This window comes from Micromonospora sp. NPDC049060 (assembly GCF_040649055.1).
Lineage (GTDB): Bacteria > Actinomycetota > Actinomycetes > Mycobacteriales > Micromonosporaceae > Micromonospora > Micromonospora reichwaldensis.
Window position 1 is genome coordinate 11,413 of sequence record NZ_JBEZEV010000025.1, and the last position, 16,045, is coordinate 27,457.

A 16,045-nucleotide genomic window follows, 5' to 3' on the forward strand; every position below is an offset into this window, starting at 1 on the left:
CCCGCTCTGGAGAACCGCATGTCGACGCACGACTTCATCGCCGTCGGGCTGGGCCCGTACAACCTGGGCCTGGCCTGCCTGACCGAGCCGATCGACGAGCTCGACGGCATCTTCCTGGAGGCGCGGGACGCCTTCAGCTGGCATCCGGGGATGCTGCTGGAGTCGACCCGGCTCCAGACGCCGTTCATCGCCGATCTGGTCACGCTCGCCGACCCGACCTCGCCGTACTCGTTCCTGAGCTACCTCAAGGAGTCCGGGCGGCTGTATCCGTTCTACATCCGGGAGAGCTTCTTCCCCCTGCGCAGCGAGTACGACGACTACTGCCGCTGGGCCGCCGGCAAGCTGGGCAGCGTCCGGTTCGGGCAGCAGGTCACGGCGGTCGAGTTCGACCCGGCCGACGGGCACTACATCGTCACGGCCGCGGTGGCGGCCACGGGGGAGCCGGTCACCTACCGGGCCCGGCACCTGGTGCTCGGCACCGGCACCCCGCCGTACGTGCCGGAGGCCTGCGCGGGCCTCGGCGGCGACGCGATCCACAACTCGCAATACCTGGAGCACCGGGCGGCGCTGCGCGCGAAGCGGAGCATCACCGTCGTCGGCAGCGGGCAGAGCGCGGCCGAGATCTACCACGACCTGCTCGGCGACATCGACACGTGCGGCTACCAGCTCAACTGGGTGACCCGCTCGCCCCGGTTCTTCCCCCTCGAATACACCAAGCTCACCCTTGAGATGACCTCGCCGGACTACGTGGACTACTTCCACGCCCTGCCGGAGCCCACCCGCTACCGGCTGGAGTCCGAGCAGAAGGGGCTGTTCAAGGGCATCAACGCCGACCTGATCAACGAGATCTACGACCTGCTCTACGCCAAGAGCATCCCCGGCCCGGTCCGCACCCGGCTGCTGACCAACACCGCGCTGACCACCGCCACCCACGACGAGGCGAGCGGGACGTACACGCTGGGGCTGCGCAACGTCGAGCAGGAGCGCGACTTCACGCTGGACACCGAGGGACTGGTGCTGGCGACCGGCTACCACTACCGGGTGCCGGAGTTCCTGGAGCCGGTGCGCGACCGGATCCGCTGGGACGCGCACGGGCGCTTCGACGTGGCCCGCAACTACAGCATCGACCACACCGGCCGGGGCATCTTCCTGCAGAACGCCGGCACCCACACGCACAGCGTCACCTCGCCCGACCTGGGCATGGGCCCGTACCGCAACTCGTGGATCATCCGCGAGCTGCTGGGCCGCGAGCACTACCCGATCGAGAAGGGCATCGCCTTCCAGGAGTTCGGCGTGCCGGCCGGGGCCGCGTCGTGACCGACGTCGTGCACCACCGCGTCGACGGCCGGCTCGGCGAGTTCGCCCTGCGTACGCTCGACCCGGACGCCGACGCGCCGCTGCTGCACCGCTGGGTGACCCACCCGAAGGCGGCGTTCTGGCTCATGCAGGACGCCGACGTGGCCCGGGTCGCCGAGGAGTACCGGCGGATCGCCGCGCACCCGCACCACGACGCGTTCCTCGGCCTGCACGAGGGTCGACCGGCCTTCCTCGCCGAGCGGTACGACCCCGCCCACGTCGAACTCGTCGGCCTGTACGACGCGGCCGACGGCGACGTCGGCATGCACTTCCTCTGCGCCCCCGCCGACGCCCCCGTGCACGGCTTCACCCGGGCGGTGATCACCACGGTGATGGCGTGGCTCTTCGCCGACCCGGCCACCCGCCGCGTCGTCGTGGAGCCCGACGTGCGCAACACGGCGGTGCACGCGCTCAACGCGGCCGTCGGCTTCACCGTCGTCGGCCCGATCCGCAAACCCGAGAAGGACGCGCTGCTCAGCGTCTGCACCCGTGACCAGTTCCACGCCGCAACCCGAGGAGACGTGCCCGCGTGAACCCGCTCGCATCCGTGGCCCACCTGACGCCCGCCAACTGGGCGCACGCCAACCGGCTGCTGGTCCGCAAGGCGCTGGCCGAGTTCGCCCACGAGCGCCTGCTCGCGCCCGAGCCGCTCGACGCCGACCAGGCCGGCGAGCCCGCTTCCGCCGGCTCCGTGGCGGGGGAGCGGCGGTACCAGGTGCGCGGCGACGACGGCGAGGTCGTCTACCGGTTCACCGCGAGCCTGCTGGCCCTGGACCACTGGCGCATCGACGCCGACAGCATCACCCGCCACCGCGGCGACGCCGAGCTGCCGCTGGACGCCCTGGAGTTCTGCCTCGACCTGCGCGGGGCGCTCGGGCTGAGCGATGCGATCCTCCCCGTCTACCTGGAGGAGATCAGCTCCACGCTGGCCAGCACCGCGTACAAGCTCGACAAGCCGGCGGTCAGCGCCGCCGAGCTCGCCGACGCGGACTTCCAGGCCATCGAGACCCAGATGACCGAGGGCCACCCGGGCTTCGTCGCCAACAACGGCCGCATCGGCTTCGGCGTCGACGAATACCGGGCGTACGCCCCGGAGGCGGGCCAGCCGCTGCGGCTGCTCTGGGTGGCCGGGCACCGGGACCGGACGAGCTTCAGCTGCGCCGCCGACCTCGACTACGACACCCTGATCCGCGCCGAACTCGACGAGGAGACCCGCGCCGGGTTCGCCGAGACCCTGACCGGGCTCGGCCTCGACCCGGCCGACTACCTGCTCATCCCGGTGCACCCGTGGCAGTGGTGGAACCGGATCTCCGTCACGTTCGCCGCCGAAGTGGCGCAGCGCCGGCTGGTGTGCCTCGGCCCCGGCCCCGACGAGTACCTGGCCCAGCAGTCCATCCGCACCTTCTTCAACGTCACCGACCCGTCGCGGCACTACGTCAAGACCGCGCTGTCCGTGCTGAACATGGGCTTCATGCGGGGGCTGTCGGCCGCGTACATGGCGGCCACCCCGGCCATCAACGACTGGCTCGCCGAGCTGATCGACGGCGACGAGGTCCTCAAGCGCACCGGGCTGACGATCATCCGCGAGCGGGCCGCCGTCGGGTACCGGCACCTGGAGTACGAGGCGGCGACCGACCGGTACTCCCCGTACCGCAAGATGCTGGCGGCCCTGTGGCGGGAGAGTCCGGTGCCCGCGCTGGAGCCGGGCCGGCGCCTGGCCACGATGGCGTCCCTGCTGCACACCGACCGCGAGGGCCGCTCGTTCGCCGCCGCGCTCATCGCCCGGTCGGGGCTGGCGCCGCAGGCGTGGCTGCGGCGCTACCTCGACGCCTACCTCACCCCGCTGCTGCACAGCTTCTACGCCCACGACCTGGCGTTCATGCCGCACGGCGAGAACGTCATCCTCGTCCTGGACGGCGGGACGGTCGAGCGGGCGATCTTCAAGGACATCGCCGAGGAGATCGTGGTGATGGACCCGGACGCCGACCTGCCCCCGCTGGTCGAACGGGTCAGGGCCGACGTGCCGGAGGACATGAAGCTGCTGTCCATCTTCACCGACGTCTTCGACGGCTTCCTGCGCTACCTCAGCGCCATCCTCGTCACCGAGGGCGTCCTCGACGAGGAGACCTTCTGGCGGACGGTCGCCGGGTGCGCCGCCGACTACGCCGACAGCGTCCCGCACCTGGCCGAGCGGCTGCGGCGCTATGACCTGTTCGCCCCGGAGTTCGCGCTGTCCTGCCTGAACCGGCTCCAGCTGCGCAACAACCAGCAGATGGTCGACCTCGCCGACCCGTCGGCCGCGCTGCAACTCGTCGGCACCCTGACCAACCCCATCGCCCGCTTCGCCCCGGCCGCCCGATGACGACGACGCTCGCGCCCCCCACCGGGGCGCCGGCCGGCGGCGCGGACGGTCGGGTGCGGGGCCGGTGGCTGATCCTCGCCGTGCTCTGCCTCGCGCAGGTCACCGTGGTGCTCGACAACACGGTGCTGACCGTGGCGATCCCCGTGCTCACGACCGAGCTGGCCGCCAGCACCGCCGACGTGCAGTGGATGATCAACGCGTACGCGCTGGTCCAGTGCGGTCTGCTGCTTACCGCGGGCAGCGCCGCCGACCGGTACGGCCGCCGCCGGATGCTGCTGGCCGGCCTCGTGCTGTTCGGGCTCGGGTCGCTGGCCGCCGGGCTGTCCCAGTCCAGCGGCCAGCTCATCGCGGCCCGCGCCGGCATGGGGATCGGCGGCGCGCTGCTGGTCACCGCCACCCTGGCGGTGGCGATGCAGGTCTTCGACGACGCCGAGCGGTCCCGGGCGATCGGCCTCTGGGCGGCGGCGAGCGCGCTGGGCTTCGCGGCCGGGCCGCCCTTCGGTGGGCTCGTCCTCGCCCACCTGCCGTGGGGGGCGATCTTCCTGGTCAACGTCCCTATCGTGCTGGTCTGCCTGGTGGCGGCCTGGGCGCTGGTGCCCGAGTCGCGCCAGCCGGCCGGCGGCCGGCTCGACCTGGGCGGGGTGCTGCTCTCCACGGCCGGCCTGACCGCGGTCGTCTACGCGATCATCGCCCGGCCGGAACACGGCTGGACCGCCGCCCCGGTGCTCGGCGCGGCGGTTGGCGGGGTGCTCCTGATCGCCGCCTTCGTGGCCTGGGAACGGCGGGTCGCCGACCCCATGCTGGACATGCACTTCTTCCGCAACCCGCGCTTCGTGGGCGCGGTCTCCGGCGTCGTCCTGATCACCTTCGGCGCCACCGGCGCGCTGTTCCTGCTCACCCAGCACCTCCAGTTCGTCCGCGGCTACCCGGCCTGGGAGGCGGGGCTGCGGATGATGCCGTTCGCGCTCTCCATCGTCCTGCTGAACGTGGGCGGCGTCGCCGCGCGGGTGATCCACCGGCTCGGGCTGGCGTACTCGATCGCCCTCGGCATGACGCTGCTCGCCGCCGGTCTCGCCCTGATCACCCACGCCCCGTCGGACGGCTACGGGGTGCTGCTGCCGGGCCTGCTGGTGATGGGCGCCGGCTGCGCCGTGGCCAACCCGGCCATCGTCGAGGCCGTGATGAGCGCCATCCCGCCGGAGAAGGCCGGGGCGGGCGCGGGCGTGGACGGCACCATGACGGAGGTCGGCAGCAGCCTCGGCGTCGCCGTGCTGGGCGCGATCCTCAACGCCCGCTTCGCCGCGCTGCTGCCCGCCGCCGTGGCCGGCGCCGGATCGTTCCCCGCCGCGCTGGCCGCCGCGCGCAGCGAGCCGGAGCGCGCGCTCGTCTCCGACGCGTTCCGCTCGGCCCTGGAGACCGGGCAGACGGTCGGCGCCGTCGCCGTCTTCGCGGGCGGCTGCGTGGCCGCCGCGCTGCTGCGCCGCGCCGAGCGGGCCGGCTGAGCGCCGACCCGGCCCGTTCCGCTCCGGCGAGCCGACGCCGCCCGCCGCGGCGTCGGCGTCCGGCCCACCGCGTCGACGTCCGGGCCGGACGGTGCCGGGGTCAGGGCCAGTCGGTGCCGGCGTCGGCCCCGGACGGTGCCGGGGTCAGGGCCGGCGGAGCGTCCGGAGCGCGCCGGCCCAGGCGACCACCTCGTCGAGCATGGTGTTGAGGGCCTGCTCCTGGTGCGCCGCCGGCCGGAAGTCGCGGAAGTTGACGAAGTCCGTCGTCAGGGAGAGCGCGACCTGGGACCGGACGTCGGCCACGCCGAGCTGCCCGAGCACCAGCCGCAGGTGCTCCGCGGCCCGAGTGCCGCCGTGCACGCCGTAGCTGACCAGGCCGGCGGAGGCGTGCTGCCACTCCTTGAACAGGAAGTCGACGGCGTCCTTCAGCGCGCCCGGGATCGAGTGGTTGTACTCCGGGGTGACGAAGACGAAGCCGTCGAACCCGGCGACGGTCGACGCCCAGCGGCGTACGGCGGGGCGCCTCGACGGCGCCATCGACGGCGGCAGCACCTCGTCGAAGTGCGGCAGGTCGTGGTCGGCGATGTCGACCAGCTCGACCGTGGCGTCGCCCCGCTTGGCGGCGACGTCGGTCACCCAGCGGCCCACGGCGTCGGCCTTGCGGCCGGGCCGCGTGCTGCCGACGATGACACCGATCCTGACCATGGCTGAACTCCTCTACAGGGTGGGTACGGAACGCACGGGGGCCGGCGGGGCGGTCAGGCCACGGGCCAGCTCCACCGCGCCGTGCAGGGACGACAGTCCGCCCAGGGCGGCGGCCCGCACAGGTGGCGCCGGCCGCCCGGGCCGGCCGGCGGCGCGGGCCCGCTCGGCGACGAGAGGCACGAGGTCGGGCAGACCGGCGGCGAACCCGCCGCCCACGATGGCCAGCGCCGGATCCAGCAGCTCGCCGAGGCTCACGACCGCCGCCGCGAGCGCCCGGCAGCTCGCGTCGACCGCCGCCACCGCCCACGGCCGGCGCTCGTCGAGCCCCGCCCGCAGGTCGTCGAAGCTCACCTCGGCGCCGCGGCCGGCGCCCGCCCGGCGCAGGGTGGCCGGGCCGGACGCGATCGACTGGAGACAGCCGCGCCGGCCGCAGTCGCAGCGCTCGCCGTCGAGGGCGACGACCATGTGGCCGATCTCGGCGGAGGAGCGGCCGGGCACCGACCGCCCCGCCAGCACCACGCCGCCGCCGATCCCGGTGCCGACGCCCAGGTAGACCACGTCGTCCCGGCCGGCGTGCCGGGCCTCGGCCAGCGCGGCGAGGTCACCGTCGTCGGCGACGGCCGTCGCGGCGTCGGGGAAGATGCGGCGCAGCGCACCGGCGAGGTCCAGCCCCGCCCAGCCGGGCCGGCCGGGCCAGGTGGTGACGGTGCCCGCCGGGTCCGTGGTTGCCGGCATCGCCACCCCGACCGCGCCCACCGTTCCCCACGCCTCGCGCAGCCGGTCCGCCTCGGCGGCCAGCGCGGCCAGGTCCGCGGCCGGGTCGGCGCCGCGTGGCCAGCGGAAGGTCCGGTCGTACGCCGGCCGTCCGGGCGCCTCCGCGCGCAGCGCCACCTTGGTGCCGCCGACGTCGACACCGAGCACGCCGTCGCCCCGCTGCGGACCGGTCACGCCCGCGCCTCAGCCCTCGAGCACGTGCAGGACCACCAGCGCCACCGCGGCGAGGGCGAAGATCACCGGCGTCAGGGTCATCGGGGCCGGGTCCTTCGCGCGGGCGTGGTAGACCACCGCGCCCACCATCTGCAGGGCGAGGCCGATCGCCGCCGCGATGCCCAGCGGCGCCCAGAGCAGGCCGAGCAGCAGCCCGGCGACCGCGGCGAGTTCCAGCACCCCGAGCAGGCGCGTCAGCCCGGGCGAGACGCCGAGGTGGTCCATCCGCTCGCGCATCTGCGCCTGCCCGGTGAGCTTCGGCACGGCGGTGCCCAGGAACACCGCGGCGAGGATGAGGGTCAGGACGAGGATGGGAATGTGCACGTGATGTCCTTCGGGAAGAGTCGGAACGTGCGGACGACCGTACCGCTGGCGCATCGACGCCGATGAGGCCGGACGGTGCGGTGCCGGATCGTCATCGGACGGTCGCGACGAGGGCGCGGGCGGCCAGGCGGTAGCCCAGCGACCCGAGCCCGACGATGACGCCGCTGGCCAGCGGGGCGATCACCGAGTCGTGCCGGAAGCTCTCCCGGGCCCAGACGTTGGACAGGTGTACCTCGACGAAGGGCCGGGGATAGTTGGCCAGCGCGTCGCGCAGGCTCCAGCCCGCGATCATCAGGGCGCCCGGGTTGACGATGGCGCCCACGGTGTCGTAGTTGTCCTGGATGGCGCGGATCAGGGCGCCCTCGCAGTCGTGCTGCTCGGCCACCACCCGCCAGCCCCGTCCCGCGATTTCCTCGCCGACGGCCCGTTCGATGTCGTCCAGGGTGTCCGTGCCGTAGATCTCCGGCTCCCGTCGGCCGAGGATGCCCAGGTTCGGGCCGTTCAGCAGCAACACGTCCGACACGCTTCACCTCGCGGGGCGTGGCCCTGTCCCGACAAGGCCCGATGACTGGTCCACCGCAGTCTTACAACGCCCGCGACGTCGGGCGAACCGGCGGTGGCCGTGGCGCGGCGGACTAAGGGGTGGCTAGGGGCTGTTAGGGGCGGTGACCGCGCGTCCGCTTCGGTTACCGTCCTCCCTGCCGAAGCGACGCCGCCGACTCCAACGGAAGCGTCACCTACCTCGAACCGGCCATCGGCGCCCCGGTGCGCCCGGACCGCGTGCCGGCGGTACCCGGTCGTCCCGCCCGATGGTCCGGCGAAGCCCCTGGTCTGCCCGAGTTGGGAAGTGGGAAGTCATGAGTGGTCAGCCCCCGACGGTGTCGGAGTTCCCCGAGTGGCCGCAGTTCGGCGACGAGGAGCGCGCCGGACTGATCCGCGCCCTCGAGCAGGGGCAGTGGTGGCGGATGGGCGGCAGCGAGGTCGACTCCTTCGAGAAGGAGTTCGGTGACTACCACGGCACGCCGCACGCGCTGGCCGTCACCAACGGCACCCACGCCCTCGAGGTCGCCCTGGAGGTGCTCGGCGTCGGGCCGGGCACCGAGGTGATCGTCCCGGCCTTCACGTTCATCTCGTCCTCGCTGGCCGCGCAGCGCCTCGGCGCGGTCGCCGTGCCGGTGGACGTCGACCTCGACACCTACTGCATCGACCCGGCCGCCGTCGAGGCCGCGATCACCCCCCGCACCAAGGTCGTCATGCCGGTGCACATGGCCGGCCAGTTCGCCGACATGGACGCGCTGGACAAGCTCGCCGCCGACGCGGGGGTGGCGGTGCTCCAGGACGCGGCGCACGCCCACGGCGCGCAGTGGCAGGGCAAGCGGTCCGGGGCGCTCGGCTCGGTGGCCGCGTTCAGCTTCCAGAACGGCAAGCTGATGACCGCCGGTGAGGGCGGGGCGGTGCTCTTCCCCGACGAGGAGCTGCGCGAGCGGGCGTTCCTCGTGCACAGCTGCGGCCGGCCCCGCACCGACCGGGACTACCTGCACGGCACCACCGGCTCGAACTACCGGATGGGCGAGTTCACCGCCGCCGTGCTGCGCGCCCAGCTGTCCCGCCTGGACGGCCAGATCGCGCTGCGCGAGCAGCGCTGGCCGCTGCTGTCGAGCCTGCTCGCCGAGATCCCCGGCGTGGTGCCGCAGACCACCGACCCCCGTACCGACCGCAACCCGCACTACATGGCGATGTTCCGCGTCCCCGGGATCACCATCGAGCGCCGCCGCGCCGTGGTCGACGCGCTCATCGCCCGGGGCGTCCCGGCGTTCGTGGCGTTCCGGGCGATCTACCGGTGCGAGGGCTTCTGGAAGGCCGGCGCTCCCGACGAGTCGGTCGAGGCGATCGCGGCCCGCTGCCCCAACGTCGAGCAGATCCACTCCGACTGCATCTGGCTGCACCACCGCACCCTGCTCGGCACGGAGCAGCAGATGCACGAGATCGCCGCCGTGCTCGCCGACGTCCTCGCCGGATGACGGCCCTGCCCCCGGCCGCCGCGCCCGACCGACCGGTGCGGGTCGCGGTGGTCGGCCTCGGGTGGGCCGGGCGGGAGATCTGGCTGCCCCGGCTCGCCGCGCATCCGGGCTTCGAGGTGACCGCCGTGGTCGACCCGGAGCCCGGCGTACGCGACCGGGCCCGTGCCACCCACGACGTCCCGTCCGCGTACGCCGACGTCGACGACCTTCCCGCCGGGGCGGTCGACCTGGTGGTGGTCGCCGTACCGAATCACCTGCACGCCACCGTCGCCGTCCGGCTGCTGCGCCGGGGCGTACCGGTGTTCCTGGAGAAGCCGGTCTGCCTGACCTCCGCCGAGGCGACCCTGCTGGCCGACGCGGAACGCGACGGCGGCGCGGTGCTGCTGGCCGGCAGCGCCGCCCGCTACCGGGCCGACATCCGGGCCCTGACCGGGGTGGCCGCCGAGCTGGGCCCGATCCGGCACGTCGACGTGGCCTGGGTCCGTGCCCGGGGGGTGCCCGACGCGGGCGGCTGGTTCACCCGGCGCGACCTCTCGGGCGGGGGAGCGCTGGTGGACCTCGGCTGGCACCTGCTCGACACGGTGCTGCCGATGCTCGGCCCGACCCGGGTCACCCACGCCATCGGCAGCGTCTCCGACGACTTCGTCAACGACAGCGCGGCCCACGCCGCCTGGCGCAGCGACACCGCCGCCGGTGGTCGCGCCCCCGGAGACGTCGAGGACACCGCCCGGGGCTTCCTGCTCACCGCCGAGGGGGCCTCGGTCGCCCTGCACGCCTGCTGGGCCTCGCACGAGTCGCTGGACCGCACCACCGTCACCGTGCACGGCGCCGCCGGGTCGGCGACGCTGCGCTGCACGTTCGGCTTCAGCCCCAACCGGGAGCCGGCGCCGGTGCTGACCCGCACCCGGGACGGCGAGACCGTCCGGCTGCCGCTGCCCGAGGAGCCGATCGGCGCCGAGTACGACCGCCAGCTCGACGAGCTGCCCGCGCTGCTCGCCGACCCGGCGTCGCGGGGCGCGGCCGTCGCCGAGGCCCGCCGGACCATCGACATCATCGAACGGATCTACCAGTCCGCCCGGCCCACCGTGCCGGAGCGGCAGCACGCGCTGGCGGGCCATCGCGACAGGTGAGAACCACCGTCGGCCACACTCGCTTCCGGGAGCAGCCATGAGCCATCCATCATCCACCTTCGAGGTGACCCCGCCGTCGCCGGGCCGCGGCCCGATCCGCGCGGTCGTGTTCGACCTCGACGGCGTCATCGTCGACAGCTCGGCCGTCATGCGTGAGGCGTTCAGCATCGCGTACGCCGAGGTGGTGGGCGACGGGCCGGCGCCGTTCGAGGAGTACAACCGGCACATGGGCCGGTACTTCCCGGACATCATGCGGCTGATGGGGCTGCCCCTGGAGATGGAGGAGCCGTTCGTCCGGGAGAGCTACCGGATGGCCCACCTGGTGCCGCTCTTCCCCGGCGTCCGGGAGACCCTGGAGACGCTGCACTCCCGGGGGATCCGGATGGCGATCGCCACCGGAAAGGCCGGCCCCCGGGCCCGCTCCCTGCTCGACCAGCTCGGCGTGCTGGGCCTCTTCGGCCAGGTGATCGGCTCCGACGAGGTGGCCCGCCCCAAGCCCGCGCCGGACATCGTGCTCCAGGCGCTCGGCCACCTCGACGTGCCGCCCAGCCAGGCGATGATGGTCGGCGACGCGGTCATCGACCTGCTCAGCGGCCGGGACGCCGGGGCGACCGCCGTGGCCACCACCTGGCACGGCGGGGACGTCGCCGCGCTGCTCGCCGCCGGCCCCGACCTGGTCGTGCACGCCCCGACGGAGCTGCTCGCGCACTGCCCGGCAGCCCTCGTCCACTGACCGACCCCGGTCGCTCGATGCCAGGCTGACGCGGACATCGCCGCGCGGGCCGGCCGGTCCGCTGCCCGTCGTGACCACGACACACTCCGCCGCGTACGCCCGTGGCGCGGTCCTGGGCCGTTGTGCACCCGGGTCTACGCTGCGGCCGTGCGGCATATCGGTGATCGTTGGTGGATGAACCCGCTCGGGGCGGCGTACCTGGCAGTGTTCACCGTCGCCGGGGCGGTCGGCGCCCTGGCGGGGACAACCTGGATCCGAGCCGACATCGTGGCTTGGCCCGGCACCCTGCTGTGGAGTGCCGCCCTGGCGCTGGCGGTGCTGGTGACCTGGCCCGCGGAACCGCCCCGCATGGGCCTGCTGTGCGCGGCCTGGGTGGTCGGTGCCCTCCTCATGTTCGTGGCCGCCGAGGGCCTGTGGTCGGCGGTGCTCACGCATCGCGGCGAACGGGTCGAGGCCACCGTCACCGCCGTGCGCGAGGGCCAGGAAGACGGTCGTCACCTCTATTACACCCTCGCCGATCCGGACGGTCGGCGCATTGCCGGGGAGCTGGGGCAGTGGCCCGGGAGCAGCATCGGCGCCTCGGACAACCCGGAAGGCACAGTGGGGCACCGCGTCACGGTGGTGCGGGACCCCGAGGGCCTGGTCGACCCGCGCCTGCCCGAGGAGCTCACCGACGCCGGTGGAATGTGGATCGTCGGGCCCGCTGTCCTCGTCGTCACCGCCGTGTTCTGCATGCTGGCCGGGCGGCCGGTCGCCCACCACGCCCGAACGACATCCGCACGCCGGCGGCGGCCAGCCAAGCGTTCCGCCGCCAGAGCCGGAGCCCTCCCGGGGCGCAGGCGCACCCGGGGCAAGACCGGAAAACGCTCGTCCGGCACCCCGCACGGGCAGCCCTCGCCCCGCCGGGCCCCTTGAACACCGGCGCCCGCCTCCGCGCACGCAGGTCGCCAGGGCGAGCCCTGCCTGACGCGACCTCGGGCGGGTGCGAAGATCCGCCGATGCCGCTCACCTTTCCGTCGCACCCAGGTGTGGTACTCCCGCTCGGCCGCCCGGCGTCCTCTCGCTCCGCGACCGGCCCGCCACCGTCGGCGTGACGGTGGCGGGCCGAGGCGGCGTCTGGCGAGGGCCGCTCAGTCCGCCTGGTCGGCGGCCTCCGGTCCGGCCTCCAGGAAGCGCAGCATGTTGGTGGCCAACATCTCGGCGACCGGGGTCGGGACCAGATCGGTGCGGATGGTGACGCGAAGCAGGGCGCCCCCGTTACCGGGCAGGACCTCGGCGACACAGCCACCCGACCACTCCCGGGCGTACGGGTCGACGACCTCCTCGGTCCGGCAGCCGGGCAGCTCCAGCGGGAGGACGAGGTTGTCCTGGTAGGCAAAGGAGGGCAGGCTGTTGATCACCTCGCGGGGCATCCCGAGGACCGGGTCGGTGGTCATCTCCAGGAAGGTGACGTCCTGGGCTGCCATCAGCTGGTCCACGGTCTGCTGGAGGGCCCGGACGAGGTTCTTCTCGGGCCTGTCGAACCGGACCCGGAGGCAGTTGGAACCGATCCTGCTGGTGAAGGCGGAGTCGAGGATCCGGCTGCCGCGCTGCGCGACGATCATCAGCAGGGCGATGTCGTCCTGCTGGTGGATGGTGCGCAGCGCGGAGGCATAGGCGGCGGCGAAGTAGGTGGAGCGGCTGAACCGCTGTTCGCGGCCGGCCCGGTCCCAGCGGTCCAACACGTCGGCGGATACGGCGACGATGTGCCCCGTCCTGGGACCCCACATCGGGGTCTGCTCCAGGAGCTCTTGAGGTCGGCCCTCGCCCTGACGGGCGAGCCCGCGCAACTGTTCGCGCCAGTAGGCCCGCTGCGCGTCGAGGTCGGCGGCCTCGCGGAGCCGGGTGTATTCGTCGTACGACTGGCGGAGGGTGGGCGCGGGTCGCGCCCACACCGGGGCCGTGCCGGACACCCGGGCGGCGTAGGCGTGGCTGAGGTCGCGAACGAGGAGGGCGTGTGACCAGCCGTCGAAGGCGATGTGGTGGATGCCGACGCCGAACAGGATCCGGTTCGTGGTCTTGTTGCGGATCAGGGCGGCCCGCCAGTTGCGGCCCTGGGTGTAGTCCAGCGGCTGCTGCACCGCCTCGGCGAGTTGGTCGAGCGCTTCCTGTTCGCTCGCGGCGTCGGTGAGCAGCCGGAGCTGGGGCATCCCCGGGTTCGGCGGGATGATCGCCACGGGCGGGTCCACCCGCCGGTAGCGGGCGTACAACGCCTCGTGCCGCCGGTGCACGTCGCCCAGCGCCGCCATCAGCGCGCGCAGGTCCAACTCGCCCTCGATCCACCAGGTGGTCGGACAGACCAGCTCGAACGGCAGCACGAGACACTTGGCGACCGACGGGGTCAGCGGGACGGGCCCGGTCGGGGCGGGGCGTCCGGTGACGGGCGGTTCCGGTTCGGCTCGGGGCCGGCGGGGTGCGGTGGCGAGCCAGCGGGCCAGCCCGTGTGGGGTGGGGGTGCGGTGGATCTGCGAGACGGGTACGACGACGTCGGCGGCCTCGTCGATGGCGGCGGCGACGGCGGCGGATTGCAGGGAGGTGCCGCCGAGGGCGAAGAAGCTGTCCTCGGTGCCGATGGGATCGATATCGAGTACGGTGGCGAACACGCCTGTGACCAGCCGTTCCTCGGCGGTCGCGGCTTCGACGTAGGCCACGCCGAGGTCCGGGCGCTGCGAGCCCGGTTCCGGAAGGGCCCGCCGGTTGATCTTCCCCGTGCCGCCGACGGGGAACCGGTCGAGCACCATGATCACGGCGGGGACCATGTACGAGGGCAGCACCGTCGCGGCGTGCTCCCGCAGTTCGCTCACGGCCGGGGCCCGGCCATCGCGCCCGGTCACGTAACCGACCAGCCGGGCGACGCCCCGGTCCTCGCGGCGGACGACCACGGCCGTGCCGACGCCCGGGTGCTGTTCGAGGACGGCTTCGATCTCGCCGAGTTCGATGCGGATGCCGTTGACCTTTACCTGGTGGTCCATCCGGGCGAGGATCTCCAGCGCCCCGGAGGCGTTCCACCGGCCCAGGTCGCCGGTGCGGTAGGCGACCCCGCCGCCGTACGGGTCGGTGACGAACCGTTGCGCGGTCAGGTCGGGGCGGTTGAGGTAGCTGTCGGCGACCCCGGCGCCAGTGATGAGGATCTCGCCGGGGACTCCCATGGGGACCAGTTCGAGTGCGGCGTCGACGACGCGGATCTGGCGGTTGGGCATGGGCCAGCCGATCGGCACGTACGCGCCACCCCAGCCGGCCTTGGCGTCGAACCACGTGCAGGCGACGGATGCCTCGGCGGGGCCGTAGGCGTTGATCAGGCGGGTGCCGGCGGCCATCCACCGTTGGGCCATGCGGGGCGGGATGGGTTCCCCGGCGAGGGTCACGCAGGACATGCTCGGGCAGTCGGCCGGGTCGACGGCGGCGAGGTTGGTGGGTGGGCAGAACGCGTGGGTGGTCTGCTCCTTGGCGATCAGCTCCGTCAGCCGGCGGGCGTCGAGCAGGTCGTCACGCGAGCAGACCACGACGCGGGCGCCGGAGGTCAGCGCGGTGTAGATCTCGCCCAGGGCCACGTCGAAGACCGGGGCGCAGCAGTGCAGCATCCGGCTGTCCGGGCCGACCGCGCACTCGTCGCGCATCCAGGTGACGAAGTTCGTCAGCTTGTCGTGGGACAGCACGACGCCCTTCGGCGTCCCGGTCGATCCGGACGTGTAGATCACGAACGCCGGCTGGGAGGCGTCCACCACCGGCAGGTCGATCGCTTCGACCGCCTCCACAGCGGGCCAGTCCTGGTCCAGGGCGACCACCCGCACGCCGTCGGGGCGGGGGATGCGGTGGGTGACCTCGCCGACGGTGAGCACGACCTGGGCACCGTGGTCGGCCAGGAGCATCTTCATCCGCTCCGCCGGCCACGACACGTCCATCGGCGTGTAGGCCGCTCCCGCCCGCAGCACCGCCAGGGTGGCGACGAGGGTCCACATGCTGCGGTCCAACGCCAGCGACACCACGTCCCCGTCCCCGACCCCGACCGCGCGCAGGTAGCGGGCCAGTAGTTCGGAGCGGCGGGCCAGTTCCCCGTACGTGACGACCTCGCCGTCGGCGACACCCGCGACCGCGTCCGGCGTCCGGCGTGCCCACTCCAGCACCAGTTCGTGCAGGGGCTCGCCCGGCACCGGGCAGCTCGGACCCCGGCCCCATGCGAGCAGCCGGTCCCGCTCGGCCGTGCCCAACAACGGCAACCCGGACAGCGGGACGTCGGGTTCCCGCAACCCGGCCGACAGCAGCGTCCCGATCTGGTCCAGCAGGCCCCGTGCCCAGTCGGTGGAGAAACCCTCCGCCGCGTAATCGACACGCAGCCCGGAGCCGTCCGAGGCGACGGTCACCACCAGGTCGACGTCCACCACCTCCGGACCCACCTCGGCCACCGGGCCGTCGACCAGGCTCACCGCCACCGGACCCAGCACACCGGCGGTCACCACCGGCGCGGCCCACGCCGCACCTACCCGGCTCACCAGGTCACCGAACGCCGGATCGTCCGCCACACCTACCCGGACCGCCGATCCCCCCGAGGACCGGCCCAGCACCACCTCCTCCTGACCGGTGTAGCGGGCCAGCACCCCGACGAGTCCCGCCAGGACCACCGTCCCGGCCGGCTCCGCGCCGGCCGGGACGGGCAGCTGCATGGTCCGCACCTGCGACGCCGCCCGGGCCGGCCATCCCAGCGGCCGACGCAGGTCGCCCATGAGGTCGAGGGCCTCGAAGTCGGTACCGGGCCCGGCGAGACCCGTGGCCTGTGCCTGACCACCAACGAACCCGACAGACATGAGCCAACCTCCGATCAGGGCCGGCGGCACCCGCACGGGTACCCCGGGGCAGTAGAAGCAGGACTGCCGGGGACGCGGCCTTCC

At 73.6% G+C, this 16,045-nt stretch carries 13 protein-coding genes; 8 read left to right on the forward strand and 5 right to left on the reverse strand.

Going from position 1 to position 16,045, the window contains the following annotated elements:
• Positions 1–18: 18 nt before the first annotated feature.
• The 4 genes from AB0B83_RS12820 to AB0B83_RS12835 are packed head-to-tail and all read left to right on the forward strand — an operon-like array spanning position 19 to position 5,220.
• A complete protein-coding gene (locus AB0B83_RS12820) occupies positions 19–1,317 on the forward strand; it encodes a SidA/IucD/PvdA family monooxygenase (RefSeq protein ID WP_357578298.1) in 1,299 nt (432 codons plus the stop codon).
• Positions 1,314–1,889 carry a GNAT family N-acetyltransferase gene (locus AB0B83_RS12825; protein ID WP_357578299.1) on the forward strand — a complete coding sequence of 192 codons (576 nt, stop codon included), beginning with the start codon at positions 1,314–1,316 and terminating at the stop codon, positions 1,887–1,889. Before AB0B83_RS12820 ends, AB0B83_RS12825 begins: the two co-directional genes overlap by 4 nt.
• Positions 1,886–3,718, forward strand: a complete 1,833-nt coding sequence (locus AB0B83_RS12830; protein WP_357578300.1) for an IucA/IucC family siderophore biosynthesis protein — start codon at positions 1,886–1,888, stop codon at positions 3,716–3,718. The genes AB0B83_RS12825 and AB0B83_RS12830 overlap by 4 nt, the downstream gene beginning before the upstream one ends.
• Positions 3,715–5,220, forward strand: coding sequence for an MFS transporter (locus AB0B83_RS12835; RefSeq protein ID WP_357578301.1), 1,506 nt, complete (start codon positions 3,715–3,717; stop codon positions 5,218–5,220). The genes AB0B83_RS12830 and AB0B83_RS12835 overlap by 4 nt, the downstream gene beginning before the upstream one ends.
• A gap of 144 nt (positions 5,221–5,364) precedes the next feature.
• Here the strand turns inward: AB0B83_RS12835 and AB0B83_RS12840 are convergent, their stop codons facing one another.
• From AB0B83_RS12840 to AB0B83_RS12855, 4 genes are all read right to left on the reverse strand, one after another.
• Positions 5,365–5,925 carry an NAD(P)H-dependent oxidoreductase gene (locus AB0B83_RS12840; protein ID WP_357578302.1) on the reverse strand — a complete coding sequence of 187 codons (561 nt, stop codon included), beginning with the start codon at positions 5,923–5,925 and terminating at the stop codon, positions 5,365–5,367.
• A 12-nt stretch (positions 5,926–5,937) separates the two neighbouring features.
• Positions 5,938–6,873: an ROK family protein gene (locus AB0B83_RS12845; RefSeq protein ID WP_357578303.1), complete on the reverse strand. Its 936-nt coding sequence runs from the start codon at positions 6,871–6,873 to the stop codon at positions 5,938–5,940.
• A 9-nt stretch (positions 6,874–6,882) separates the two neighbouring features.
• Positions 6,883–7,236, reverse strand: a complete 354-nt coding sequence (locus tag AB0B83_RS12850) for a DoxX family protein (protein WP_132240772.1) — start codon at positions 7,234–7,236, stop codon at positions 6,883–6,885.
• A 91-nt stretch (positions 7,237–7,327) separates the two neighbouring features.
• Positions 7,328–7,759: a type II 3-dehydroquinate dehydratase gene (locus AB0B83_RS12855; RefSeq protein ID WP_311413974.1), complete on the reverse strand. Its 432-nt coding sequence runs from the start codon at positions 7,757–7,759 to the stop codon at positions 7,328–7,330.
• A gap of 334 nt (positions 7,760–8,093) precedes the next feature.
• Here AB0B83_RS12855 and AB0B83_RS12860 point away from each other — a divergent pair, with 334 nt between their 5' ends.
• From AB0B83_RS12860 to AB0B83_RS12875, 4 genes are all read left to right on the forward strand, one after another.
• Positions 8,094–9,257 carry a DegT/DnrJ/EryC1/StrS family aminotransferase gene (locus AB0B83_RS12860; protein ID WP_357578304.1) on the forward strand — a complete coding sequence of 388 codons (1,164 nt, stop codon included), beginning with the start codon at positions 8,094–8,096 and terminating at the stop codon, positions 9,255–9,257.
• Entirely contained in the window at positions 9,254–10,387 is a 1,134-nt protein-coding gene (locus AB0B83_RS12865; RefSeq protein ID WP_357578305.1) for a Gfo/Idh/MocA family oxidoreductase, read from the forward strand. Before AB0B83_RS12860 ends, AB0B83_RS12865 begins: the two co-directional genes overlap by 4 nt.
• Before the next feature lie 37 nt (positions 10,388–10,424).
• Positions 10,425–11,120 carry an HAD-IA family hydrolase gene (locus AB0B83_RS12870; RefSeq protein WP_357578306.1) on the forward strand — a complete coding sequence of 232 codons (696 nt, stop codon included), beginning with the start codon at positions 10,425–10,427 and terminating at the stop codon, positions 11,118–11,120.
• Between the two features lie 120 nt (positions 11,121–11,240).
• A complete protein-coding gene (locus AB0B83_RS12875) occupies positions 11,241–12,035 on the forward strand; it encodes a DUF3592 domain-containing protein (RefSeq protein WP_357578307.1) in 795 nt (264 codons plus the stop codon).
• Between the two features lie 215 nt (positions 12,036–12,250).
• Here the strand turns inward: AB0B83_RS12875 and AB0B83_RS12880 are convergent, their stop codons facing one another.
• Positions 12,251–15,961: an amino acid adenylation domain-containing protein gene (locus AB0B83_RS12880; protein ID WP_357578308.1), complete on the reverse strand. Its 3,711-nt coding sequence runs from the start codon at positions 15,959–15,961 to the stop codon at positions 12,251–12,253.
• Positions 15,962–16,045 lie beyond the last annotated feature (84 nt).